Origin of the sequence: Microcoleus asticus IPMA8 (genome assembly GCF_013179805.1) — a bacterium.
GTDB lineage: Bacteria > Cyanobacteriota > Cyanobacteriia > Cyanobacteriales > Microcoleaceae > Microcoleus > Microcoleus asticus.
In genome coordinates, this window is the sequence record NZ_SRRZ01000034.1 from 1 (window position 1) to 24,627 (window position 24,627).

At 47.8% G+C, this 24,627-nt stretch carries 19 protein-coding genes, 1 tRNA gene and 2 pseudogenes; 9 read left to right on the top strand and 13 right to left on the bottom strand.

All coding sequences use genetic code 11. The features are described 5' to 3' along the window. Nucleotides 1-88 precede the first annotated feature (88 nt). Nucleotides 89-649 (top strand): annotated as a pseudogene (locus E5S67_RS11370) (transposase); the annotation flags it as partial. Between the two features lie 16 nt (nucleotides 650-665). Further along, nucleotides 666-1,301: pseudogene (locus E5S67_RS33310) on the top strand (transposase); the annotation flags it as partial. 317 nt (nucleotides 1,302-1,618) lie between these two features. Here the strand turns inward: E5S67_RS33310 and E5S67_RS11385 are convergent. Continuing rightward, the gene (locus tag E5S67_RS11385; protein ID WP_172187186.1) at nucleotides 1,619-3,340 is read right to left on the bottom strand and encodes a hybrid sensor histidine kinase/response regulator; all 1,722 of its coding nucleotides are present in this window, start codon (nucleotides 3,338-3,340) and stop codon (nucleotides 1,619-1,621) included. A gap of 22 nt (nucleotides 3,341-3,362) precedes the next feature. Continuing rightward, nucleotides 3,363-3,608, bottom strand: a complete 246-nt coding sequence (locus E5S67_RS34705) for a transposase (protein ID WP_172187188.1) — start codon at nucleotides 3,606-3,608, stop codon at nucleotides 3,363-3,365. A gap of 23 nt (nucleotides 3,609-3,631) precedes the next feature. On the opposite strand from E5S67_RS34705, the gene E5S67_RS34710 reads away from it, so the two are divergent. The 3 genes from E5S67_RS34710 (at nucleotide 3,632) to E5S67_RS11400 (ending at nucleotide 5,153) form a co-directional block, all read left to right on the top strand. Then, complete coding sequence (locus E5S67_RS34710) at nucleotides 3,632-3,760, top strand: hypothetical protein (RefSeq protein WP_425487374.1); 129 nt, start codon at nucleotides 3,632-3,634, stop codon at nucleotides 3,758-3,760. Nucleotides 3,761-3,949: 189 nt separating this feature from the next. Continuing rightward, nucleotides 3,950-4,996: a M42 family metallopeptidase gene (locus E5S67_RS11395; protein ID WP_172187190.1), complete on the top strand. Its 1,047-nt coding sequence runs from the start codon at nucleotides 3,950-3,952 to the stop codon at nucleotides 4,994-4,996. A gap of 84 nt (nucleotides 4,997-5,080) precedes the next feature. Further along, nucleotides 5,081-5,153 (top strand) — tRNA-Glu (locus tag E5S67_RS11400). Between the two features lie 525 nt (nucleotides 5,154-5,678). Here the strand turns inward: E5S67_RS11400 and E5S67_RS11405 are convergent. The 3 genes from E5S67_RS11405 to E5S67_RS11415 all read right to left on the bottom strand — a co-directional run bounded on the left by E5S67_RS11405 (nucleotide 5,679) and on the right by E5S67_RS11415 (nucleotide 11,422). Next, nucleotides 5,679-7,358, bottom strand: coding sequence for an ABC1 kinase family protein (locus E5S67_RS11405; protein ID WP_172187192.1), 1,680 nt, complete (start codon nucleotides 7,356-7,358; stop codon nucleotides 5,679-5,681). A gap of 439 nt (nucleotides 7,359-7,797) precedes the next feature. Continuing rightward, complete coding sequence (locus E5S67_RS11410; RefSeq protein ID WP_172187270.1) at nucleotides 7,798-10,017, bottom strand: GAF domain-containing sensor histidine kinase; 2,220 nt, start codon at nucleotides 10,015-10,017, stop codon at nucleotides 7,798-7,800. Nucleotides 10,018-10,546: 529 nt separating this feature from the next. Next, nucleotides 10,547-11,422 (bottom strand): hypothetical protein, encoded by an 876-nt coding sequence (locus E5S67_RS11415; RefSeq protein ID WP_172187194.1) that lies wholly within the window; start codon nucleotides 11,420-11,422, stop codon nucleotides 10,547-10,549. Nucleotides 11,423-11,600: 178 nt separating this feature from the next. On the opposite strand from E5S67_RS11415, the gene E5S67_RS11420 reads away from it, so the two are divergent. Further along, nucleotides 11,601-12,146: a LeuD/DmdB family oxidoreductase small subunit gene (locus tag E5S67_RS11420; RefSeq protein ID WP_172187196.1), complete on the top strand. Its 546-nt coding sequence runs from the start codon at nucleotides 11,601-11,603 to the stop codon at nucleotides 12,144-12,146. Between the two features lie 393 nt (nucleotides 12,147-12,539). Here the strand turns inward: E5S67_RS11420 and E5S67_RS11425 are convergent, their stop codons facing one another. From E5S67_RS11425 to E5S67_RS11445, 5 genes are all read right to left on the bottom strand, one after another. Then, nucleotides 12,540-13,946 carry a family 2B encapsulin nanocompartment shell protein gene (locus tag E5S67_RS11425; protein ID WP_172187198.1) on the bottom strand — a complete coding sequence of 469 codons (1,407 nt, stop codon included), beginning with the start codon at nucleotides 13,944-13,946 and terminating at the stop codon, nucleotides 12,540-12,542. Nucleotides 13,947-14,132: 186 nt separating this feature from the next. Further along, nucleotides 14,133-15,545 (bottom strand): family 2B encapsulin nanocompartment shell protein, encoded by a 1,413-nt coding sequence (locus E5S67_RS11430; protein ID WP_172187200.1) that lies wholly within the window; start codon nucleotides 15,543-15,545, stop codon nucleotides 14,133-14,135. A 108-nt stretch (nucleotides 15,546-15,653) separates the two neighbouring features. After that, nucleotides 15,654-17,927, bottom strand: coding sequence for a family 2 encapsulin nanocompartment cargo protein terpene cyclase (locus E5S67_RS11435; protein ID WP_172187202.1), 2,274 nt, complete (start codon nucleotides 17,925-17,927; stop codon nucleotides 15,654-15,656). 139 nt (nucleotides 17,928-18,066) lie between these two features. Continuing rightward, nucleotides 18,067-18,507, bottom strand: coding sequence for an NUDIX hydrolase (locus E5S67_RS11440; RefSeq protein WP_172187204.1), 441 nt, complete (start codon nucleotides 18,505-18,507; stop codon nucleotides 18,067-18,069). A gap of 138 nt (nucleotides 18,508-18,645) precedes the next feature. Then, on the bottom strand, nucleotides 18,646-19,089 hold the full coding sequence (locus E5S67_RS11445) for a DNA-binding protein (RefSeq protein WP_172187206.1): 444 nt from the start codon (nucleotides 19,087-19,089) through the stop codon (nucleotides 18,646-18,648). Nucleotides 19,090-19,244: 155 nt separating this feature from the next. Here E5S67_RS11445 and folD point away from each other — a divergent pair, with 155 nt between their 5' ends. Both folD and E5S67_RS11455 read left to right on the top strand, forming a co-directional pair. After that, the gene (gene folD / locus E5S67_RS11450; RefSeq protein WP_172187208.1) at nucleotides 19,245-20,123 is read left to right on the top strand and encodes a bifunctional methylenetetrahydrofolate dehydrogenase/methenyltetrahydrofolate cyclohydrolase FolD; all 879 of its coding nucleotides are present in this window, start codon (nucleotides 19,245-19,247) and stop codon (nucleotides 20,121-20,123) included. Between the two features lie 76 nt (nucleotides 20,124-20,199). Further along, a complete protein-coding gene (locus tag E5S67_RS11455; RefSeq protein ID WP_172187210.1) occupies nucleotides 20,200-20,961 on the top strand; it encodes a calcium-binding protein in 762 nt (253 codons plus the stop codon). Nucleotides 20,962-21,217: 256 nt separating this feature from the next. Here E5S67_RS11455 and E5S67_RS11460 read toward each other — a convergent pair whose 3' ends face one another. The 3 genes from E5S67_RS11460 to E5S67_RS11470 form a co-directional block, all read right to left on the bottom strand. Next, complete coding sequence (locus E5S67_RS11460) at nucleotides 21,218-21,991, bottom strand: class I SAM-dependent methyltransferase (RefSeq protein WP_172187212.1); 774 nt, start codon at nucleotides 21,989-21,991, stop codon at nucleotides 21,218-21,220. A 140-nt stretch (nucleotides 21,992-22,131) separates the two neighbouring features. After that, nucleotides 22,132-22,878 carry a class I SAM-dependent methyltransferase gene (locus E5S67_RS11465; RefSeq protein WP_246276738.1) on the bottom strand — a complete coding sequence of 249 codons (747 nt, stop codon included), beginning with the start codon at nucleotides 22,876-22,878 and terminating at the stop codon, nucleotides 22,132-22,134. A 100-nt stretch (nucleotides 22,879-22,978) separates the two neighbouring features. Next, nucleotides 22,979-23,467: a GNAT family N-acetyltransferase gene (locus tag E5S67_RS11470; RefSeq protein ID WP_172187214.1), complete on the bottom strand. Its 489-nt coding sequence runs from the start codon at nucleotides 23,465-23,467 to the stop codon at nucleotides 22,979-22,981. A 110-nt stretch (nucleotides 23,468-23,577) separates the two neighbouring features. Here E5S67_RS11470 and E5S67_RS11475 point away from each other — a divergent pair, with 110 nt between their 5' ends. Next, entirely contained in the window at nucleotides 23,578-24,465 is an 888-nt protein-coding gene (locus tag E5S67_RS11475) for a LysR family transcriptional regulator (protein ID WP_172187216.1), read from the top strand. Nucleotides 24,466-24,627 lie beyond the last annotated feature (162 nt).

Sequence of the window (24,627 nt, forward strand, 5' to 3'; positions counted from 1 at the left end):
AACTCCTGACATTTTTTTGACCTCTATTTGGCTAGTCAATTGCAAAATGCACTTCTACTAACTGTAGCACTATTTTATGAAATTGGTATTAGACCGAAAGAGTTGGGATAACTTTAACTAATCGGGAGACTTAAAAGCCCAAATAGAAGCATTTAAAAGTTACACAAGATGCTATCCAGAATCGATCCATGCCGTTAGCGAAGCCCTCGAAGAGGATCGGATTTATCGAACCCGAAAAAATCGATCATGGTGTAAAGAAAGAGGAATTAGAATTAGTGGATATCCGCTAGGAATAGCACCCGCCAATGTGAGCAAAGAAACAAAGAAACAAGCCTGGGAAGATGAAAGAATTAGAAATGCAATTAAGGGCAAATTTGGACCAAAAAAACGAAAATTTAGATTGAATCGAGTGATGGCAAAACTTGATAATACTTCTGGTACAGCCATTGCTATTACTTTTTTAGTAATCAACCTTTCTATCTGGTTAAGATGGTTTTTTTGTTTTTTGTTCTTCTGCCGATTTCCCAAAATAAGGTCTGGTTACGGTTTAATAACTGTAAAAAATTATATGTGGGCAAATTACAAAAACAAAAACTTATGCTTCACCGGGATTGAATCACCAATCAATTGTTCTCCTAATTTTCCCTAACTTATTCAGCAACCCCGACTTAGATTCAGGAATGGTCAAAGCCGTAGGGGTGACACCTGCAAATGTTGCCAAAGGTATTGTTACCGAAGCAATAGCGGTCGATTTAACACGGCAAAATGTTGAGCTAGGAGAGTTGCATATCGAGCGAGCTTATTTGACAAGCCATTGGGTTAAAGAACGTGAATCAAACTTGACAATAATTTGTAAATCTTGGCGAGTTCGCAACGGCAAATATTTTGATAAAACAGCTTTTAATCTCGATTGAGACTTGCGCATAATTCGTTCCCCCAATGGCATCAGTATACCATTTACCGCAGGAAAAACTGTGCTATTTTCCCAAAAGCAATGTCAGACTTGCCCGCTGCATTCTCAGCGTACAGCTAGTGCTAAATGCCGGATGGTTTCCCTTCATCCAGACGAGTCTTTATTGCAGGAGTTGCTTCAGCGTCAAACCACAGCACTCGATCGTCCAAAATTAAGAGAGCGAATTAGTGTGGAACATAGCTTAGCTCACATCGGTCAATGGCAAGGAGTACAAGCTCGGTATTTGGGTTGGCGCAAAAATCTTTTCGATTTGGGACGGATGGCAGTGGTTCATAATCTTCATGTTTTGTCAACAAGTTTTACAGAGCGTCAATTGATATCTGCCTAACTCAAAAGATTTTTCAGTTGGATATGAGATTTTTCATATTGATAACCAGCCGGATTTATTGGTAACAAAAAATCGGCGGAAATTATGGATTGGTAATTTTTGCTCGCCACTGCGTAGCAACTTGAGTTTTGAGTAGCACATTGTAAGTTGTTTGTGCAACCCATACTTGATGCTTTTTGTTAACTTCTTTTACTGGACTGGCGCTCTAGCCTTTACCCAAAGCTGACAACAAGCCAATTATCCTCAAACGCGACATTTGTTATTGAACAGTTTTTACAACAGAAGCAGTAAAAGGACGAGCTCAATACACCAGGGTTTTAGCACCGGCCCGTAAGTCCGGTCAGGCTGGCAACCACCGCTACTAAATCGGCAGCATCTACAGGTTTGGTCAAATGCATCTGAAAACCTGCTAATAGGGCCTGCCGACGATCGTCATTCCGGGCATAAGCCGTCAGCGCGATCGCCGGTAGCCGACCGCCCCGCTGCGCTTCAAGTTGCCGCAACTTGCGGATCAGGGAGTAGCCATCCTCATCCGGCATCCCAATATCGCTCACTAAAACATCGGGGCTGCGGGTTGCGGTTTCAATAACAGTCAACGCCTCTTTGACCGAAGCCACAGCGATGACATCCGCACCATACTTTTGCAGAATTGTACTCAGCAACTCTAGCGCGTCAGCCTCGTCGTCTACCACTAAAATTTGTAAGCCTTCAAGGGTGGGTGACGCCTCAACCCTCGCATTCTCCTCGACGATCGAGTTTAATCGTTCTGGGTCGCCGCTGGCTGGTGGATGGATAATCATCACGGGCAGTTTGACTGTAAAGCTCGTCCCCTGTCCTATTCCTGGACTCACTACCGTTACAGTCCCGCCATGCAATTCAACTAATTGACGCACAATGGCTAACCCTAAACCCAACCCCCCATAACTGCGAGTGGTCGTGCTGTCGTGCTGGCGGAAGCGATCGAAGACAAAGGGTAGAAAGTCTGAGCTGATGCCTGGTCCAGTGTCGCTGACAGTAATTTCAACATGAGAATTAACCCGCTCCAAACGAATCTGGACTCGCCCGTTTTTAGGCGTGAATTTGATGGCGTTAGAAACGAGATTCCACACAACTTGCTGCAACCGATCTGCATCACCTAAGAGCGGGCCAGATTCTGAATCGAGCACGCTTTGCAGGCGAATTGATTTTGCCTCAGCCGCCAAGCGTACAGAGTCAATCGCCGATTCAATCACCGATACGAGGTTGACTCTACGGACTTGGAGGCGCAGTTTACCTGTGATGATGCGAGAAACATCGAGAATGTCTTCAATGAGCTGGGCTTGAGACTTTGCGTTTCGCTCGATCGTCTCCAAAGCCCGCACAACCTTATCCCCACTCAGGTTTTTCTGCCGTAGTAACATCGTTGACCATCCTAAGATGGCGTTGAGAGGAGTTCTGAGTTCATGAGAAAGAATCGAGAGAAACTCATCCTTGGCACGGTTGGCAGCCTCTGCATCTTCGCGAATCACTTGTTCACGCATCAATAATTCGTCTTTGGTGCGATTAGACGCTTCCAGTTCCGCGGTGCGTTCCTGCACCCGTTGCTCTAGCTCGACATTAATCGCCTGGATACGGCGGCGACTCTCCTCTAGTTCCTGATTTGTAAGGGCGAGTTGGGCGGGACTTGGCGCATCGATCGCCACTGGAATTAAGGGAATCACTAAAAAGGTGAACGTATAGAAAGACCAAGCACCATTGGCCGCTTTGATCAGTCCTGAAACCCAGTAGATGGGATACCAAAGTGTCACTACTCCCATCAGGTGGGTCGTGCCACATAAGGCAAAGATAAAAAATAAACCCACCAGCAGCATCACCGTCTTGGGAGGCAGATCCTGACGCTCATACCTAAAGTAAACAATGGCAACCGCCACCGAGTAATACCCGAGGACAGTCAGTACATCTGACGTTAAGTGCAGCCATACTAACTCCGGTTTCCAGAGGTAGCAATGCCCGTGAGGAATGAAATTAGTCGAAAAAAATGTGCTGAAGAGGTCAGGCATATTAGTTTACGGGACTGTCAAGTTAATTAGGGCGTTTCATCAATTCCACCAGATGACCCCAGCAGCGAGATGAATCGCAGGCCCGAAAGTTCACCGCCCTAGGGTCAGAGCGCGTCGCGATTGCTTGATACTGCTTGAGCTTGGCGAAAAAGTTCTCAATCAAATGACGGGCTTTGTACAATTCCGTATCGTAAGTTCGCTGGGTCTTGCGGTGGTGGCGAGGTGGAATCACGGCGCTCTTCCCCTCGGCATTGAGGCGGTTAATCACAGCCTGATTTGCATCATAGCCCTTTGTCAGCCAGCAGTGTACCTGCTACCAGTAACGGCGGTAGTTGGTCGGCTCCTTCTCGCGTCACCAGCTTGTCCGGGGATGAGGTGAAACCCCAACGGATTGCCCAACGCATCCACGCGCTCGCATGAATCTTGTTACTCAATCGCCCTTTGCTGCCTCCAATTGCTTCATTCCTACGCTCCTCAAAAAGCTCAGCAGGAAGATGTTTTTTTCAAGTGGGAAAATGCCTGAATTAAAACTAAGTGTACCGCCGGGAAATAGTGGGTAAATGTGCTTTAATATATGTCCAAATTCGCTCCTAAAAACGAAAATCAAAAATGTTAGAATTCGATCGCCTGTTCCAAACAATCGAAGAATTAGTAATGCTGCACTCACCCAGCGGTGCGGAATCGGAAATTAACCAGCGGTTGATGGAAAAATTCGCCGCCCTGGGAGTGAATGCTTGGGTCGATCGCGCGGACAATGCGATCGCCCTAATTAAGGGTCGCAATCCCGAAAAGTCGATCGCCATTACCGCCCACAAAGACGAAATTGGCGCCCTAGTTAAAACAATAGGCGAGAGTGGCCGCGTGGAAGTCCGCAGATTGGGCGGCTCGTTTCCTTGGGTTTACGGCGAAGGCGTGGTGGATTTGCTCGGAGACAAGCAAACAATTAGCGGCATTCTCAGCTTCGGTTCCCGCCATGTTTCTCACGAATCTCCTCAGAAAGCTCAGCAGGAAGATGTTTGCTTAAAGTGGGAAAATGCCTGGATCGAAACTAAGTTTACCGCCGAGGAATTAGCCGAGGCCGGAATTCGACCGGGCACGCGGATGGTGGTGGGAAAGCACCGCAAGCGCCCGCTGCGGTTGAAGGACTGGATCGCGAGCTACACTCTGGACAACAAGGCTTCAGTGGCGATTTTACTGGCTCTGGCGGAATGTTTGAAAGAGCCTGCGGTGAATGTTTATTTGGTAGCGTCGGCGAAGGAGGAGGTTGGGGCGATCGGAGCTTTGTATTTCACGCAGCGCCAGCCGTTGGACGCGCTGATCGCTTTGGAAATTTGCCCTCTGGCACCGGAATACCCGATTCGTGACGGCGAAAACCCGGTTTTGCTGGTTCAGGACGGCTACGGAGTCTACGATGAAGGATTGAACGCCCAATTGCGCGCAGCAGCCGCAGTATCTGATGTAGAGGTGCAGTTGGCGGTAATTAGCGGTTTTGGGAGCGATGCTTCGATCGCCATGAAGTTCGGCCACGTAGCCCGCGCCGCTTGTTTGGCTTTCCCCACCCAGAACACCCACGGTTTTGAAATCGCTCATCTCGGGGCGATCGACAATTGCGCCGCCATCCTCAAAGCCTACTGTGACGAGCTTTGGGACGAGTAGAAAAAAAACTTTCGCAAAGTAGTTGACAGATTGGGAAAGATTAGTTAAGGTAATAAAGGTGCGGAACACAAGCAAACGCAACGCGCCCCCATCGTCTAGAGGCCTAGGACACATCCCTTTCACGGATGCGACGGGGATTCGAATTCCCCTGGGGGTATTGAAAATTTAACTCTGATATCAAAGTGATATCTAGCAACTGGTAAAGGCAAAAAGCCCTCCCCACACGCTAGTTATCATTTTTGTTTTTGGGGCGATCGAGAAATTGGGTCTTGGGTTAGAACCCACATTCCGCTCTTGGACTGTCACACCGTGATAATTTTCGCTTTTGACGAGTCTGAACCTCCTGCTGTGAGAAAGTTTCAGACCTTCATAGGAAAAAACCATCTCCTCTTCAACCAATTCTCAAAAACTAGCGACTGTTGATTGGGAATTTAGTCAAAATTGATCCAAACCTCATGGCTGCCTCAAAAATATCTGAATGTGACAGTCAAAGGGCGGAATGTGGGTTCTAACATTTGTGCAGGCTCTCTGAACCTTTCCCGATTGTAGAGCATCCAGGCACTTTCCAAAGCTGTTTTCGCGCTCGACTTAGCCGATAAAATTTCCGGCAGTTTGTAGTCAGGACTTTAGTGCTTTTAATCAGGACTCAAGTCCTGACTACGATCGCCATTACCAAGTATATTTATTTTTCAACCATTCGATCGAGCTTTTCCCTAACCAACAAATGTAACAGCGATCGCAGCAAAAACAAGCCGCCGAATCCCGAAACCGCAAAAGCGACGATCGCCCCCGTTTGATATCCGCCCACCAGCAGCACAGCACCCGACAGCACCGCAAAACCCGCCAGACAAGCAAAAATTAGAGTTTTCAAAGCTAAATTAATCCGTTTCAAGGCTCTTTCGCTCTCGATATTTCGCACTCTAATTTGCAGTTCGCCCTCTTCAATTCGCTGCTCCAAACGCTTGATAAAAACTTGCGATTTGCTCGGCTGCCGTAACTTATATGTAATAAAACTTCGCGCTTGTCTTGCCAATTCTCCGATCGCATTTCCCCGCCCCTTGCTCACCGCAAGACTCTTGACAAAAGGCTGAGCGGATGCTATGAAATTGTAGTTTGGGTCGAGAGTTCTAGCAATGCCGTCGAGAGTGGTCACCGACTTGACAATAAACATCATTTCTGCAGGCAACCGAAACGGTTGCTGCTCGAACATGATATAAAGTTCGTTCTTAATTTCATTAAAAGCTTGAAAGTCGATCGGCTTATCAATAAACTTATCCAACAGAAAAGCAATCAGCCTGCGCACCGGCATCATATCCGGCATCGGTTCAACTAAGCCCATAGTAATTAAAGTATTGAGTACCTCGTCAGTATCCTTTCTCAGCACAGCAAAAAAAGTCTTGACCATTTGGTCTTTAGCCAGAGACTTAACCTCAGCCATCATCCCAAAATCGTAAAAAATCAAGCTGCCATCTTCTGTCACCGCCAAATTTCCCGGATGCGGGTCAGCTTGAAAAAAACCGTCAATTAACAACTGTTTCAAATAACAGCAAATTCCTAGTTGGTTGAGCTTCACAATATCTACTCCAATCGCTTCTAAACTAATGCGATCGTCAACCTTAATCCCTGGTGCGTATTCTAGAGTCAGCACTTTTTTAGTCGTGTATTGCCAGTAGACTTTCGGGACAATAACCTGAGGATATTCTCGAAAATTATGGCTAAAGCGATCGGAATTTTTACCTTCTTGCACGTAGTCAATTTCTTGATATAAAATCTTAAAAAACTCGTGATAAATAGATTCCAGGCCGTACTTGCGAGTCCCAGGCAAATAGCGATCGCAAAAACGCATCACTTGGCGCACCGCCTTCACATCCAAATTAAATAAACTTTCCAAACCCGGACGCTGCACCTTTACAATCACATCTTCCCCGGTGTGCAGCCTCGCTTTGTGCACCTGTCCCAAACTCGCAGCAGCGATCGGCAACGGGTCAAAATCGCGGTACAAAGCATAAATATCCTTGCCTAACTCTGATTCTACAAGAGCGATCGCCTCTTCGGAACTAAACTGAGGAACCCGATCCTGCAACTGTTCGAGTTCCTTCACATACTCAAGTGGCAGCAAATCCGCCCGAGTCGAGAGAGACTGCCCAATTTTAATAAAGGTTGGGCCTAAATTAAGCAAAGTATTGACCAACCAATGAGCGCGAATTCTTCTAGTATGAGGAGAATTATTTTGCAGCAGTCCATCCCACCACAAAAAAAACATAAACTTTCCCGCCGCTGCAAAAATGTCTATTTGTCGCGCCAGCGGCGAATATTTAGAACGTTGCCAACGGAGGGTTTTAGGTGCAGCTTTTATGAGCATAATATTGGCTATCGAGTTCCATGCACCGCGACAATTTTTAGAGGATAGTCAAAGACGCTTAAATCGGCTTTTACGAAAATACTTCGTAGGCTTTTGAAACAGTTAAAAACTCAGTTTCTTTGGTCTATACTGCATAATATCATCTCCGGTTATACAATCATAATTCAGTTTGCAGCAACGGATTTAGTCCCGATTAATTCATTAAGAGAGGACGATCGCACTCACTACAAATACGCGTTAATTACGGGTAAATAACCGAACATCATATAAGTCTTGGGGAGAATCAGCAATGAAGAATCGGCAATTTAGAAGCGAAACCAGACAAACAAATCAAAAAGGAGGATTTGATAGTAGGGTTTGCCAGATCCAAATCTCCCTTTAAAAGCAAGTCTTCGCCTGTTCGCTGCCAATAATTCACAACCGCTTTTCCACCAAACTATTATTCTAGATTACAGAGTTCCGCTGGAAATTGTGGCAGAGTCAGAGTAAAAGATGTGCGCCACAACTCGTCAGCTTCAAAACTTTCTGCCGGACAGCTAGACACATCAATAGTACCATTCAAGTGCTGTACTAAACACTTTACCAGCGCCAGACCCAAACCCGTACCGGCGATAGCTTGGTCAGTAATGCCTGTGCCGCGGCGGAACTGGTCAAAGATGTAGGGCAAATCAGCAGCAGAAATGCCAGATCCGAAATTAGAAACGCTCAGGACAATATAGCCGGCAACCTCAGACGCCTCTAAAACTACCGCCGTTCCAGAAGCCGAGTATTTTCCAGCATTAGTCAGCAGTTCCAGCAGCACCCGATTGAGAATATCCGGATCGGTTTCCCAGCAAGGGGTCAACTTGGGCAAATCCACCTTCAAAGTCAATTGCTTATCCGCCCACAATTTCTCAAAATCCCCAGCTAAATCTTGAACTAAACGGTTGAGATCGATTTTGATTAGAGAAATCGGGGCTTGGTGAGGCTCAAACTGCTTGATGGTCAGCAAATCGTTAATCAGAGATGTTTGCTTAGCACACTGCTGCTCTAGAATGTCTAGATACTTAGCCCGACTTGCTGACGGCTGTTCAGCTTGTTTGAGCATTAGAATCGCCAGCTTCATGATTGTTAAAGGGGTGCGCAACTCGTGACTCATAGTGCTGAGAAACTCGTCTTTAATCAGCTTCAATTTGCGTAGTTGCTCTAGTTGAATGGCAGATTGTTCGTACAGTTTCCCCTGCACGTCGAGACTTTGCTGCAACTGAGCGGTTCTGTCTTCGACTAGGGTTTGCGCTTCCTTGAGCGTCTGAGTTTGGATAATCACCCTGCTCGCTTGAGCGCTGACTGATTCGAGAACTTCTAATTCTTCAGGGCTCCAAGCGCGCGGCTCGGAGTGCTGCAAAACCAAGAACCCCAATACTGTTTCCTGGTTGCGATCGCCCGTGAGGGGAACCAGCAGCAAGGCGCGAATGCCTTGGAGTTTCAAGATTTCTGTGACGCCCTCTTGTTCGTTGCCGATTAATTCGCCTGCGTCAGCGAGGGCGAGGGGCTTGGGTGCGCTGTGGAATGCTTTGCCGCACAAATTAGATTCCGATAGCAACAAAGGGGGAGAGTTATTTGGTTTTGAGTTGGGAATTTTGGATCTGGAATTAGCAGCTTTCTCCTTGTTTTTTGTTTTGGATGTCGAGCTTTTTTTTGCCGGATCGCTTTGTGCTATTGCCTGTTGGTTTGCATCTTTTTTCAGAGCGGCTTCGCAAACTAATTCGACTTTGGCTTTGGGCGTTTGATTGGGGGAGCGAGTTTTAAAGGGAGGATCGGTATATTTCAATAGCAGGATTTGACCTTTATCTACTTCCAGGGTATCGACGGTATTTTCAATAACTTGCTGCAATATGCGATCGACTTCTGAATTTTTGTCGATCGATGCAGCAACTGACATGAGTAGATTTTTGTATTTAGCTTGTCGCTGTAACTGTTCGTTTAAGCTGGCAATTTCTTGAGTTTTTTGAATGTGAGAAATCGCGATGCCGATCCCGTCCGATGCTGCTTCTAGGCGCTGCAGGTCGGCTGCCGACCACTCGTGAGGGTGGGACTTACCCAGAATCATCATGCCATTTACAGCCCCTCCAAATCGCGCAGGCCCTGCCAAAATTGCCCGAAAAGGCAGCGGTGTCACAGGGAAATTCAGCGATGAAGCTGCCAGACTATCTTGATAGTCGGATATCGCCACTCTCTCGCCGTTTGCTAGCAGGTTTGCCCAGATGGGATGTTCGAGTAATATGCTAGGCAATTTTAATTTGGTGGTTTGGGAGTGTTCCGGTGTTTGAGCTTCCGCGGCAGCATCGGCAGCATTTGGGCGATCGCTGCTATTTTCCCAGCAAGCATTCGGATTTACTACTTTCTGGTCAACCACAGCAGCAACCAAACAGAAATCTGCCCCCCATGCAACCCCCAAAGTATTTGCTATTTGCAGCAGGATTTGTCGATCAAAGCTGGTCGCGAGAATTTGGCAAATTTGTCGCCCGAGGAGGGCAGGATCGACCTGGTACTGCATAAGACGATCCAGAAATTTTTGGATTGATACTGGTTCTGGGATTTGCGGTAAATGCAAAGTGCAAGACTCTGACGGCGATCGGTCGATCGACGTAAACTCTTGATTTCCCTGGCGATCGATCATGGCAACCAAGACTTTATTCTAAGATGTTTGAGCCGGCTCGCGCTGCAAATATAGAACCTATCCATAACTGTCGCCTTGACTGTTATGAGTCTGCTTTCTGTATTTGCGCAGCCTGTCGGCGGGTCACTAGATATCTGAAAATATACCCAGATTTGACTGAGTTCTATTTTCCTATTTTCTACCCTTCGATCTGTACGGGCTGAACTTTACCCTCCTTGACCGGATGATAATAAATCCCCTTCCCGCTAATTTGGACCGTTATTGATAGTATGAAGCTTTTCTAGAGACCGCTTAGTGACACCCCTCTCCTCACCCTGTGATGTTTCCTATTTAAGTTTGTGATCCTAACAAATTTTTATTTTGATACCAATCCGCCGATCGAGCCACGCTGAGCGCAAAAATTGAAAATCCCCAAATTATCACTCATAACATAGCTGAGAGTTTGCGAGTGTTTGCTCAAAAACTCATTTTTCACAACTTCTAGAGCAGCAGGGCAAACTCTCTTGTTAGATTTATCCGACTTACCTGCTTACTTATTTTGTGCTTCCTGTTGGGCTTTATCGCTATTTTGGCGGTAAAGTGCCGTCCGGTTCAGAGCCGTTGTGTGGCGGGGATGCTTAGAGGGCACGGCGGCCATCAAATCCGAAGCTTGCTGCCACTTAGCAGCTACGACTAACCAATCCTCGCGAGATTGAGCGGTTTTGCTGTCGGTGGCTGCTTGCGAGGCGACTCGCACTGCTTGTGCAAAAGAGTCAACAGCAGAATTAGCAGTCTCCTTAGAAATTTTCAAAACAGCTTTTGCCTCCGAGGGAGCGGCAGTGGCAACTGCTTGGCTGTTGGCTTGTGTGCTGTTGAGCGCTTGGGAATTGAGTCCTTTGTAGATGGCGGCCGCGGCCCCGAGCAACAGCACGGTCAAGCTGATGCCGCCGACGATACCGCGCTGAAATTGCCGCGGTTCCTGCATCGATCGAGGTGCAGCCATTCTCGGCAAAGCCCGCTTGCTTGCCAAAGCTTGGCGTTCGTGATGGGCGGCGGCCAAACGCTTAAACAAATTGGGCTTTCTGAGTTTAATTTCTTGAGACCACAACAGTTGATTCTCGGAATCGCGACTAATTTCTTCGAGCCACAGCAATTGGTGTTCTCGGACAAGCCGGCTGTTGATGTTGACTCGGCGAATATTGTGGGGCGAAATGCCCTCCAAAATTTCTTGGACGCGATCGACCAAGCTAGACTGTTCGAGCAGTTGAGGTGTTGCAGCTTCGCACAGCAGTTGCAGCACACCCTCTGCAAACACGGCTCTGGCCCTGACACTTACCTGTGCCAGTTTGTCGTTAAGGATTTGAATAATCGCTGCAACCGAGCCCTCGCGAGCTTGTCGAGCAATGTCATCTATTGGATTCGCCATAAAACTATCTTGACGCTTAGCAAGCCGTTAATTGTTAACCCAAAGTCTCGGATCTAATTTTTACTCATACAGGTTATCACTGACACTGCCAGGTTAAAATGAACAGATGCAAATTTTGCATACGGATCCACTTAAAATTATCACCACAGCATCGAGCGAGGCTAACAGGAAATAAACTATGGGTAAAGTAATTAGCGGTCAAATTTTTGTTGTAGACGACAACATCGATACAGATCAAATTATCCCTGCCGAATACCTGACCCTGGTTCCCTCGAAGCCGGACGAGTACGAGAAACTAGGCAGTTACGCGATGATTGGGTTGCCCGATCGCTACGGTAAGTTTATCGAATCCGGCGAACAGAAAACCCGGTATCCGATTATAATTGCCGGGGAAAATTTTGGCTGCGGTTCTTCGCGGGAGCACGCTCCGATCGCTCTGGGGGCCGCCGGCGTCACAGCAGTGGTGGCTTTGTCTTACGCGCGCATTTTCTTTCGCAATTGCTCGGCTACTGGCGAATTGTACCCGATAGAATCAGTCGAGCGGCTGTGCGACTTGTTTGTAACGGGGCAAGAAGTGACGATCGATTTTACAGCAGAGGTAATTGTCAACCACACTCTCGATCGAACTTTCTCGCTCAAACCTTTAGGAGAAGTAGGCCCGGTAATAGATGCCGGAGGGTTGTTTGACTACGCGCGCCAAACGGGAATGATTGCTGCTCGGTAAAGACAGCAAAGAAACCCGAGGGCAACCACGGGGATTGCCTACAAAAACCGGGTTTCTTGATTTTATTTTTATTGATGTCCACCTACTTTAATTTTGAAAGTTAGTAGTGCCTAACAGTATAAAAATTACGCAAGTGGTTCATTTTTATTGACTTGTAGGGTACTCTACTACTTTCGTCATAGGGCGACGATCGAAAGTTTGAAATAGTAGAGTACCTTAATACTTGTCAGACTTCCGTAATTACTAAAGTAATGATAATTGCTAGAGTTTTGTGGGATTTCTGGCGTTGCTGAGTGAAGGTTTTCTTGGCTATCGATCTGGATTTAGGGGAAGCCGCGGGGGTGTCGGATCGGAGAAATTTTGCCACAGAACCTGCTCAATAGCTGTACCCTCCTAACGCCCGATTTCAACATCTTCAAGGATACCGAGGGCGTCGGGAACAAGAACGGCAACAGAGTAGTAGGCGCTGACCAGGTAAGAAATAATAGCCTTTTCCTCGATGCCCATAAATCGGACAGACAAGCCAGGTTGGTATTCGTCGGCGATACCCGTTTGGTGCAGGCCGATCACGCCCTGGTCTTCCTCACCAGTCCGCAACACCAAGATAGAACTGGTCTGGTTCTTGGTAATTGGGATCTTGTTACAGGGAAGAATGGGTGTATTGCGCCAAGTGATTACCTTGCTCCCATCCATGTCAATGCTGTCTGGGTAGATGCCTCGGCGGTTGCACTCCCGACTGAAGGCAGCAATAGTGCGGGGATGAGCCAGGAAGAACTTCGACTTCCTCCGACGAGTAATCAATTCATCAAGATCGTCGGGGGTGGGAGGACCGCTGCAGGTGTAGATACGCTGTTTCAGGTCAGCATTGTGCAGCAACCCGAATTCCCGGTTGTTGATCAAATCGTGTTCTTGACGTTCCCGCAATGCCTCCACGGTCAGCCGGAGTTGTTGTTCCGTCTGATTCATCGGTTCGTTGTACAGATCCGCGACGCGAGTATTCACCCGCAACACAGTTTGGGCAACGCTCAATTGATATTCGCGGGGTGAGAGTTCGTAATCAACGAAAGTCCCTGGCAACGGGGTTTCCGCAAGATGACCTGCAGACAATGCGATCGAAGCTTCGCCCTGCTTGTTTTGCGGTTGTTGGGCACGAGTCCTAAACTGTTCAACCTGAGCCTGCAACGCGCCCGACTGGTTGAGCAGTTCCCGAAACGCCTGTTGTGGTAGCGCCAATACCGTGCATCGGGTCACAGCCTTGATTGTAAACTTCCAAGTGCTTTCTGACTCCACCAACACCTGATCGCCGAAATGGTCGCCATCTGCCAGCATATCCAGCAAAGGCTCCTCGCCATACTTGCCAACAGCCACCTTGTTGACCTTGCCATGAGCGATCGAGAAAAGCCGATCGGCTGCCTGACCTGACTGCACTATGATGTCACCAGGCAGGAACTCCTGTTGGACAAACCTACTCGCCAATGCGCTTAATACCTGGCTGTCGTTAAACCCTCGCAGCAAGGGCAACTGACAAAGTTCTTGGGGAATTACCTCCACCACAGATCCGGTGTTGGTGAAACTCAACCGCCCATCAGTCACGGTATATGTCAATCGACGGTTAACCCGATAGGTGCCACCCTTCGTCTGCACCCACGGCAACATCTTCAACAACCACCGCGATGTAATTTCCTGCATCTGCGGTGCAGATTTTGTCGTCGTCGCCAACTTCCTGGCTGCTGCTGTACCCAAACTCAGTTGAGTTTGTCTGCTCTCAACATCCAAATCCGAATCATTAGAATACGTCATTACCTCATCCTTTAGTTACTAACAAAAGTGCAAGGACTTACGCAAATTCTGCCATTAACCGCTATCTAGTAGGATGACATTTGCGTAAGTCCTGAGTGCCTAATCCAATTGATAAGAAGTTAAGGCGATAACGCTTTTGCCAATTACTTATTGACACAAGTTATTTCCCTTAATTCTCACAAATATTTAGCGCCCGATTTCGACATCTTCGAGGATGCCGAGTGCGTCAGGTACTAGGACGGCTGCCGAGTAGTAAGCAGTGACGAGGTAGGAGATGATGGCTTGTTCGCTGATACCCATGAAGCGGACAGAGAGGCTGGGTTGGTATTCGTCGGGGATACCCGTTTGATGTAAGCCGATCACCCCTTGTTTTTCCATACCTGTGCGGAGCAAGAGGATAGAACTGGTGCGGGCATTGGTGATGGGGATCTTGCTGCAGGGAAATATTGGTACGCCGCGCCAAGCTGTAACCTGAACGCCGTTCACATCTACGCTTTGTGGATAGATGCCCAGGCGGTTTGCCTCCCGACCGAAGGCTGCGATCGTCCGGGGGTGAGCTAGGAAGAACGATGGCTCCTTCCATACCGTAGCCAGCAGTTCGTCGAGGTCGTCGGGGGTGGGTGTGCCACCGCGGGAGTAGATGCGCTGTCTGAGGTCAGCGTTGTGCAACAACCCAAAATCGGGGTTGTTGATCATTTCGTGTTCTTGACGTTCCCGTAAAGCCTCGACGGTCAGCCGCAATTGTTGCTCGGTCTGATTCATCGGTTCATTGTAGAGATCGGCTACCCGGGTACTGATCCGCAACACGGTTTGGGCGATGCTCAATTCATATTCGCGGGGTGCAAGCTCGTAATCAACGAAGGTTCCTGCCAATGGAGTCTCTTCAGGATGACCCGTTGCCACCTCAATGGCTGCTTCACCTTGGGCTGTTTGTGGCTGTCTCAGGCGCTCGCGGAAAGCCTCGACATGAGTTCGCAACTCCTCGGACTGCTCGATCAACTGCTCAAACGCCTGTTGGGGCAGCGACAACACTATGGTTCTGGTAATAGCCTTGAGCGTGTACTGCCAAGTGTCCTCGGACTCCACCACAGTTTCATCGCCGAAATGGTCGCCGTCGGCGAGCACATCCAATACGATTTGCTCGTCATACTTGCCGACACCAATCTTGTTCACCTTGCCATGAGCAATCAGGATCACCCGATCGGCCGGCTGCCCAATCTCGACGATCACGTCGTCTGGGGCGTACTCCCGCTGCACAAACTGGTTTGCCAGCGCAGTCAACACATCAACGTTGTCAAACCCTCGCAGCAAGGGCAACTCAGTAAGTTCGTGGGGAATCACCTGCACCGTCGATCCGGTGTTGGTGAAAGTGACGCGCCCATCACCGACGGTATAACTCAACCGACGGTTGACTCGAAACACACCACCCTTCGTCTGCACCCACGGCAATAGCTTCAACAACCACCGGGAGGTAATCTCCTGCATCTGCGGTGCAGATTTGGTGGTCGTTGCCAAATTACGGGCGGCCGCTGTCCCCAAACTTAAATGGCGCTGATGACGTTCAACATCTGCTCTGAGATCATCATTAGAATACGTCACAAATTAATCCTCAAATATCTAGTTAATTCAAAAACAATGCTGGTTTACATGACCGAATGCTGACAAAAGAACTTGCACCAGCAATATCTATTCTCTTACAGAAGGGTTTTAATTGCTAGACCCATTACTGACACAATTGAGGCCCGCGCCGATCGACGAGGTGATACGTGCAGCCGAGGTGCCAAGTCCTGTGGGGCCGCCGAGCACTCGCGCTATCGGGGAAGCACTATTACGCAATTCAAATTCCTTATAGCGGTCTACCTTGATATGCCACCTAAGTACGCCGCACATCCAATTCTCTAATTTCTCGACGTATCCGAGCAGTTTCTTTCGGGTATTTTCATCCAGATTGAAATCGTCGAATAGAGCAGGCAATTCAGTGGCAACAATGTGTTGAAACTGTTTTGCCCGATCGGTCATCAGATTGTTCACAATATCGACAGCCTGGGGTATATTGCAGTTGAGAAAATTCTGAACAACCAGCACGAGGTTATGGATTTCGCCCTCGAATTCGATTTCTTTCTGGTAGGAGAAGATATCGTTAGTGAAACAGGCAAAATCTGCCGCAGAATTCTCCAGCGATCGCATTGGCCGACTGTAGTAAATCTCCATTGGGATCTCGCCACCCTGGGCTAGTCGGGACAGGCTCATCGTCAAATCCGACCCAAAGGTCTTGCGGCGCATCTCAATATAATCGATCGGGTCAGGAATCCGATTTTGGATCTGGTTGGCGAGCTCCCACACCCAACTGTCAGTCATGTCCTGAATCGCACGGCGGAATTCAGTCCGCGCGGTGAGGGACATGGGGCCAGCAGTCCGAGACCAAATATCTGCCAAGCCTAGTTCGACCGGATTAGTTGGCACGGCAGGGGGAGTGGAGTCGTCGAGGGGCATGAAGACCGACATTCGGGCGTTGAACACTTTCGCACCCACTATGTCCCGATTGTTTCCGTAGATTGCTGGGAAGTAATCGTCAGCATAGGTTCCCCACACCAGCCAGCACGCTGTCAGATTTAGCTCATCCTCAGACCCCTTCGGATGAATCCACGCACCGCATAGGGCGACATCGGCAACATCAAACTTGTGGTCATTCCAGATAAAGCCATCAGGAATGCCCGGTAGCTCGTCCAGCATCCCCATCTGGCGGGCCCATTCCTTGGAATGCTTCCGTGCCTCATCCAAATTGGGATTCAAAGTGGTAGAGAAGGGCATATAAAACTTAGGCAATTTCACGGGCCCTACAGCCTGGTAGGGAACGTGAGTAAAGCTATTGAACCTTCCTAAACCCAAGGTGGCGTATAACGATTCCAACCGCAACCCCGAGGTTCCTAACCCTGTGGGGCCGAGATTCAGCGTCGGTGTCGCAGAATTACCCGCTTCCTCGTTCATGTAGCGGCTCGATCTCATGTGCCACTCGTGACCGCCCGACTGCCAATCCTGAAGTCCTTTGATATAGAGGAGAACGTTCACACGCTCTACGGGGTCTACTCCGTGCTCCTCAAAGAGGGAGGGCAACTCGGTAACAGCAGTGTTGTCAAACTGATATAACCGCGAGTTCAGCAGCTCGTTGGTGAGATTAGCCGCCTCTTGGGTATTAATATTCAAGAAGCGCTCAAGTACAAGCACACAATTGGAATTTTCACCTTCATCTTCGACTTCTCTCTGGTAGGAGAACAGGTCGTTGCGAAGGTGCACTCCATCGGCAAATGTATCTTTCAGGACTCGCATCGGTCGAGTGGCGGCAATTTTAGCTGGAACTTCTACAAACGCAGCGTGTTCCACGAGATGGGCTGACCAGGGTGCGCCACCGACTTTGCGCCGCATCTCGATATATTCGATCGGGTTAGCAATCCGATTTTGATTGATATTGGCGAGTTCCCACATCGACTCATCTAAGAGGTGTTTGGTACTCTCAAAGAATCGTCGCCGCCATTCCACAGACTTCGTAAAGGCAGTGCGAGACCAGAGGTTTAACAAACCGCGCTCTACTGGGTTGGTGGGAACGGGAGGGGTTTCGTTAGGGAAAATCGGCATAAATGCGGGTAGCCGATCGAGGTACTCCTTGGCCCCAACCAAATCTTGACTGCGCTTATAGATTTCCAGAAAGTGATCGTCAAAAAAGAACACCCACACATACCAGTCGGTTACTAGGTCTAACTCCGTTGCTGGTGCGTCTGGATGGGTGTAAGAGCAAAGTAAAGCGTAGTCATGGGCATCGAATTTGCGTTCGTCCCAAATAGGCTGCCCTTGCGCTTCCTCTTTTGAGCCAAGTATTCCCATCTCATAGGCCCACGCCTTGGAATGCACTCGCGCCGTTTCCAGGTTTGGGTTCAGCCGCGCCGGCCAAGGCATATAAAATTCGGGCAGTTTAAAGGGTTGCATTATCTGCGCATCACCTTCTGTTGACTCTTATTGCTATTTTTTGCCTACCAACAACTAAGGTGTGGGGGTTGACGAGCATTCTCGCCACCCTATCCAGGTTTGATATGCGGTTGGTGTGCGGACTGTAATGTACAGTACGCTATTTCATTTCGACGGTAGCGATCGAGTCAATAAAACTTAACAAAATATGTTGGTGAGCAATCCCAAAAGGTCGCACATCTCCTGACTGCTCAGAAAAGCATTTGCCTGCCCGAATATCAGACGGCGCCAACAACTTCATATCCCAACCCTCAAGCAAAACTAAATCCTTGACATCCGCACTAAGTTGTCCGTGAAAAACGTAGCGAATAACATCTTTTTCCACATCGCAACAGAAAAAAGAAACACTTGGAGGAGCATAACTAATTTCTTCTTTCAATTCCCGCAAAACGGCTATTTCCGGCGTTTCTCCAGGTTCCAAGTGTCCGCCAAACAACGCCCAATGTCCGGGATACCTGATGTTAGGAACATCGTCCCGCAACTGACAGAGGAACTTGCCGTCTCGGTACAAAATCGCGATCGCAACGTGAATTTTATTCATTAATTAGAAGGAAGGAATAAGGAATAAGGGAGGAAGGAATAAGGGAAGAAGGAAGAACGAAGAAGGATAAGGGAGGAAGAAAGCAGAAGAAGGAGCAATTAATAAATAACAAATAACAAACAACCAATTACCTTCTGCCTATTTTCCCTTTTCTGAACTGGGAGTACGCTTTAACTGTTCTATTTCGTCAACATAAACCTCACCTAAATCCTTACCAGCCAATTCCTTCAGCGTAATACTTTTATACCGAACTTCGCCTTTAAGCAACACTTCATCACCAAGTTGTGGCAAATCTTGCTTGGTTAAAATCCAAATACTGCCAGTACCATCCTCAAGTTGATAAGCCGCATTCCCGACAAACGGAGCGCGATTTTCCACCTTTCCCCGGAGATAAACTTCAGCATCGACTTGCCGCTTTTGTTGAACGTCGCCAATGCTAGCCACATTAAAGCCAAGATTAAGTTGAGACAGAGGTAAATTGCCACAACTGAACAAAGCGCTGGCGAATATGAGCGATAAAGACCCGATGCAGCCCTCTTTGATAAAAAACTTAACCCAAACTTGCTTAATTACAGTAGTCATTTAGTCAAATGATTGAAGATTGGAGATACGACTTACTGTAACAGAATTGGAAAAATCGATCGCAACTCAGAACAGACTGCTGCACAATCTAGGTGAGCGGTTAAGCTAAAATCTAAAATCGTCAGCCGTTTCTTACCCCTAACCCACAGTCTACAATGGAAGCCAAAACTGCTCGCATATTAGATGGTAAAGCTTTAGCCCAAAAGATTCAAAGCGAGCTGAGCAATCGAGTCCGCGCCCTACAACCCCAAAAGAGGCGTCCTCCGGGACTTGCGGTGCTGATGGTGGGCGACAACCCAGCTAGCGCAGCCTATGTTCGCAATAAAGAGCGAGCCTGCGCTAAAGTTGGCATTGCTTCCTTCGGCCAGCATTACCCCGAAAACGTTACTCAAGCCGAACTAGAACTTGCAATTCGTGCGCTAAACGAGGACGATCGAGTAGATGGCATTTTAGTTCAATTACCGCTACCAGAGCACTTAGATGCAATTGCCCTGCTGTACCAAATTGCCCCCGATAAAGATGCTGACGGACTTCACCCTGTAAATTTAGGCCGTCTCGTGCGCGGGGAGGAAGGTTTGCGGAGTTGTACTCCCGCCGGAGTGATGCGGTTATTGCAGGAATACCAGATTGATTTGAAAGGAAAAAACGCCGTTGTTTTGGGCCGCAGTATTTTGGTGGGTAAACCGATGGCGCTAATGCTGTTAGAAGCAGATTGCACTGTGACAGTAGCTCATTCTCGATCGCAAAACCTAGAATCGATTACCAATCAAGCCGATATTCTAATAGCCGCAGTCGGCCGCACAGAAATGATTGCAGCTAATATGGTCAAACCCGGAGCAGTAGTAATTGATGTCGGTATTAACCGCGTCGTCAATCCAGACGGTACTAGCCGTTTGGCCGGAGATGTGGATTTTGATGCTGTTAAAACAGTAGCCGAATTTATCACGCCGGTGCCGGGAGGAATCGGGCCGATGACTGTTGCTATGCTTTTGGAAAATACCGTTTCGAGTTATATAGAATACGGTTCTAATTGAATTATGACCAACTTGTGAGCTCCTATTGGCTCAATTAGTAGAGTTAGTAATCTACCAACACACAAAGATTTTAGCTATGGCTTTAAAACCGGATGCGTCAGGGACATTGCGCTTAATTGGCGACAACACCTCGGAAGGAATTCAACTTTTTTCTGGAGATGCAACAAACTTCCCTTTAGGAGCTTGGGCACTCGATGGCGACGATACAGTAATCGGGTCAGGGGCTAGCGAGTTAATCCTGGGAAATGAAGGGGAAGATTTTCTCGCAGGTTTTGCAGGCAACGATTCTGTATTTGGGGGAAAAGGAAGAGATTTCCTGTCTGGAGCTGAGGGAAATGACTGCCTCAGTGGTGGTCTAGATGCTGATTTCCTTATTGGACAAGCTGGCGATGATATTTTATTTGGGGGTAGAGGCAATGATCTTTTAGACGGCCTAGAGGGGAATAACACTCTGGTTGGCGGCTTGGGCAGAGACGTATTAAGTTGTCAGTTTGGCAATAATTTATGCGTTCTGGGAATAGATCCTGCCACTACAGATATCAATTCTAGTGATGCGATCGAATTGTTCGATCCTGAGGTGGATCGCATTGGATTAGCGAGTGGGTTAACTGTGAATGATATAGTGTTGGAGTCGGTACAGAATGTGACATTAACATATAGGTTCGAGGGAGCGCCAGCTTTACAACAATTCATTCCTCCAGATCTAGCCAGGGAATTTAGCGGCTCTGCTTCAGGAACTCTAATCAGAGTCAGGAATTCTAACGCGATTTTAGGTTTTGTAGACGATGTAACGCCTAATGAGCTACAAAGCAGGATTGTTTCCGTCCAGGGTTTCTAAGTTCAGGACAATCAGTGGTGAGCTGACAAACTTATGATTTTGTTAGCCACAAATTAACTCCTGATATTTACAGAAGTTACGCAGAAACGCTAGTAGTAGGGTGCGAAATACGTACCTTACTACTAGCGTTTCTGTAAAAATTAACTGTGCAGCGTAAGTCCTGTAAAATTCTTTACTCTTTGAGTCTGCTTGGAGTGGGGGAAAGTTGGTGTAGTAGCGCTTTCAATATCCGATCGAAATCACTAATCACTATGATTTACCGTGAGGAATTTTTGATAGCAACAACGCGAATTCTGCGGTAATCTGCAATCCAATTACCATCGCGGTACAGCGCCGGCCGCAAACACTCTTCAACGGCGTTAATTACGTGCGATCGCACATCATCAGACAACCCCGAGAAAAACCCGCTAGCAAACATTTCAATCCAATTTACCATACCCGCGCTGCCACCTTCTAGGGGAGTCGGGCGATCGAACAAAACCGCATAACCCACATCAAATCCCTGCTTTTCCAAAAGCCCAGCATACTCGCCAATACTCGGAAAATACCAAGGATTAAGCGCTTCAGGCTCCTGGTAGCCAATTTCTGACAAAACACTCAAAAGTGCCCGGACGATCGCCCCCACGTTCCCCTTACCGCCAAACTCAGCCACAAAACGCCCTCCCGGCTTCAGCGCTTTTTCCACACAATTAATCACAGCATCCGGCTGTTTAATCCAGTGCAAAACCGCATTAGAAAACACAGCATCTAACGGATATTCTACTTGAAAAATTCTCGCATCTGCTGCGGCGAAGTTGATGTGAGGATAGTTTACTTTAGCCGTGGAAATCATCGACAAAGATGAATCAATACCTTGCACAGAAGCACCGCTTTGAGCAATTTTTTCAGTTAACTGTCCCGTACCGCAGCCCAAATCTAGAATTTGTTCACCAGCCTGCGGAGCGAGTAACTCCACAATTGATTCACCGTACTGCCAAACAAAAGCATGATTTTTCTCATAAAGGGCAGAATTCCAAAAATATTGTGACATCTCTTCTCTTCCTTTCACTTCTTTTGTCATCTCTTCGCGTTCTAGCGCTAACGCGTCGCTTTGCTAACGCGCCGAAAGCGGGACGAAAGTTGGTGTAGTAGCGATTTCAAGCTCCGCTCGAAATCACTAATCACTAAGATTTAACGTGAGGAATTTTTGATAGCAAAAACGCGAATTGTCCGGTAATCTGCAATGTAATTACCATCGCGATCCAGCGCCAGCGGCAAACGCTCTTTAACGGAGTTGATTACCTGCGATCGCACACGATCAGACAACCTCGACAAAAACTCATCAGCAAACAACCTTTCAATCAAACTTACCATACCCAGCCAGCCACCTTCTAGGCGGCGAGTCTGGCGTTCGACCACCGCCTCACGCACATCAAATCCGTGCTGTTTCAGAAGCCCAGTATACTCGTCAATACTCGGACAATACCAAGGATTAAGCGCTTCAGGCTTCTGGCCGCTGCTAATTTTTGACAAAGCAACACTCAAATGTGCGCCGACGATCGCCCCCACGTGCCCCTCACAGTTAAACTCAGCCACAAAACGCCCTCCCGGCTTCAGCGCTTGTTCCACACAATTAATCACAGCATCCGGCTCTTTAATCCAGTGCAAAACCTCATGAGAAAACACAGCATCTAACGGCTTTTCTACTTGAAAAATCCTCGCATCTGCGACAGAGAAGTTAATGTCAGGATAGTTAACTTGTGCCGCGGCAATCATCGAACAAGATGAATCAATACCTCGCACACAAGCACGACTTTGAGCAATCCTTTCAGTTAACTCTCCCGTACCGCAGCCCAAATCCAGAATTTTTTCACCATCCTGCGGAGCGAGTAACTCCACAAGAGATTCACCGCCAAACAAAAGCATGATTTTTCTCATAAAGGGCAGAATTCCAAAAATATTGTAACATCTCTTCTCTTCTTTTCTCTTCTTTTCTCATCTCTTCGCGTTCTTCGCGTCTTCGCGGTTCGTTATTAAATTATTGGCCAGCAAGCAGGCCAATTGCATCCCCATCAATACGGCAAACTCTAATATTTTCCAAAATCCGCGCTCCCTGCTTTTCATAAAAAGCAATTCCCGGCGCATTGGCAATATTAACAGTCCATTCCATACGCCCGCAATTTCTGGACTCAGCAATTTGTGCCAAATACTTTAACAGCGCTGTACCGACTCCCCTACCGCGCATAGGAGCTTGCACAAATAAATCATCAAGCCAAAGACACGGCTGCGTCAATAAACTTGAATAGGAGGAATAAAAAAGAGCAAATCCTACCGCTGTTCCCGCAACTTCCGCCAACAAAACCCGCACTAGCGGAGGCTGGCAAAACAACGTTTGCTGCAATTTATCTGCTGTTGCTGCTAACAGGTTTTTACATCCATCGAACTCGCTTTTTTGTGAAATAAAATCCACGATTAATTCCAAATCTGCCAGCTCTGCTTCTCTAATTTTGATATCCAAATTAGCCATTGTTTAATTCTCAACTTCGCCTATTAATCACTTTATGAAATATCATGATCAATGTCCAATATATGTTTAACTAACCACTTATACTTTTAAAATATCAATCGTGGGGACTTATGGAACTTCGGCATTTGCGTTATTTCATTGCAGTTGCAGAGGAACTGAATTTCACTCGCGCAGCCGAAAAACTGCATATTGCCCAACCTCCGCTGAGCCAACAAATCCAGCATTTGGAGGCAGAGTTGGGGTTTCAACTGTTTCGCCGCACCAAGCGGACGGTGCATTTAACGGCTGCGGGACAGGTTTTTTTCGAGGAGGCCGGGAAAATTTTGCTGCAAGTTGATCGAGCAATTGAACTCGGCCGACAAACCAGTCGGGGCGAACTCGGACAATTGACGATCGGCTTTGTGAGTTCCGCAGCACACAACGTGGTTCCAGCGATTTTGCAGGCGTTTCGCACTCGCTGTCCCGCCGTCAAGCTGGAACTGCACGAACTGACGACAAACGAACAGTTGCAGCGGCTGCGGTTCGGGCAAATTGATATCGGCTTCGTGCGCCCTCCGGTTGAGGAAGATGGGATAAATTCTGAAATCGTTTTTCGAGAACCGCTGATCGTCGCACTGCCAGAAACGCATCCGGCGGCCGATCGCGCGAATGTGGAATTGCGCGAACTCTCTGCCGAACCGTTCATTTTGTTTCCGCGTTCTCTGGCTCCAGGGTTGTACGATCGGATCGTCAGTCTTTGTCAGCAAGCGGGTTTTAGCCCGATCGCGGCTCAAGAAGCAATTCAAATGCAAACCATTGTGAGTCTGGTAGCCGCTGAGATGGGAGTGGCGATCGTCCCGGCGTCGATGCAAAATTTCCAGCGCAGCGGGGTTGTTTACAAAGCGCTGCCAGAATCAACCTGCATTGTGGCGATCGCTCTGATTTGGCGCAGCGATCCAACGGCGGCGGTGCAGCGGTTTTTGGAAGTCGCCAGACAAATCAGCGTATTTGAGATTTGAGATTGTAGATTTTAGATTGACTGGTAATTTGACAAAGTTATTAAAACTCAAAGATTTTCTGTGCAACAACACCCGTAGAATGATTAATTGATGCTCGGAGTTCGAGCAACTACCGCCGTAAAAGTCGGCACAATCCGACCCCAACGGCTCAGAATATCCCAC

What these genes read in the sequence shown, in the direction of transcription:
- E5S67_RS11475 (WP_172187216.1), top strand. Translation starts at nt 23,578, where the DNA reads ATGGAACTTCGGCATTTGCGTTATTTCATTGCAGTTGCAGAGGAACTG.
- E5S67_RS11455 (WP_172187210.1), top strand. Translation starts at nt 20,200, where the DNA reads ATGGCTTTAAAACCGGATGCGTCAGGGACATTGCGCTTAATTGGCGAC.
- E5S67_RS11425 (WP_172187198.1), bottom strand. Translation starts at nt 13,946, where the DNA reads ATGACGTATTCTAATGATTCGGATTTGGATGTTGAGAGCAGACAAACT.
- E5S67_RS11395 (WP_172187190.1), top strand. Translation starts at nt 3,950, where the DNA reads ATGTTAGAATTCGATCGCCTGTTCCAAACAATCGAAGAATTAGTAATG.
- E5S67_RS11410 (WP_172187270.1), bottom strand. Translation starts at nt 10,017, where the DNA reads ATGATCGATCGCCAGGGAAATCAAGAGTTTACGTCGATCGACCGATCG.
- E5S67_RS11440 (WP_172187204.1), bottom strand. Translation starts at nt 18,507, where the DNA reads ATGAATAAAATTCACGTTGCGATCGCGATTTTGTACCGAGACGGCAAG.
- E5S67_RS11385 (WP_172187186.1), bottom strand. Translation starts at nt 3,340, where the DNA reads ATGCCTGACCTCTTCAGCACATTTTTTTCGACTAATTTCATTCCTCAC.
- E5S67_RS11405 (WP_172187192.1), bottom strand. Translation starts at nt 7,358, where the DNA reads ATGCTCATAAAAGCTGCACCTAAAACCCTCCGTTGGCAACGTTCTAAA.
- E5S67_RS11415 (WP_172187194.1), bottom strand. Translation starts at nt 11,422, where the DNA reads ATGGCGAATCCAATAGATGACATTGCTCGACAAGCTCGCGAGGGCTCG.
- E5S67_RS11460 (WP_172187212.1), bottom strand. Translation starts at nt 21,991, where the DNA reads ATGTCACAATATTTTTGGAATTCTGCCCTTTATGAGAAAAATCATGCT.
- E5S67_RS11445 (WP_172187206.1), bottom strand. Translation starts at nt 19,089, where the DNA reads ATGACTACTGTAATTAAGCAAGTTTGGGTTAAGTTTTTTATCAAAGAG.
- E5S67_RS11435 (WP_172187202.1), bottom strand. Translation starts at nt 17,927, where the DNA reads ATGCAACCCTTTAAACTGCCCGAATTTTATATGCCTTGGCCGGCGCGG.
- E5S67_RS11465 (WP_246276738.1), bottom strand. Translation starts at nt 22,878, where the DNA reads ATGAGAAAAATCATGCTTTTGTTTGGCGGTGAATCTCTTGTGGAGTTA.
- E5S67_RS11470 (WP_172187214.1), bottom strand. Translation starts at nt 23,467, where the DNA reads ATGGCTAATTTGGATATCAAAATTAGAGAAGCAGAGCTGGCAGATTTG.
- E5S67_RS11420 (WP_172187196.1), top strand. Translation starts at nt 11,601, where the DNA reads ATGGGTAAAGTAATTAGCGGTCAAATTTTTGTTGTAGACGACAACATC.
- folD (WP_172187208.1), top strand. Translation starts at nt 19,245, where the DNA reads ATGGAAGCCAAAACTGCTCGCATATTAGATGGTAAAGCTTTAGCCCAA.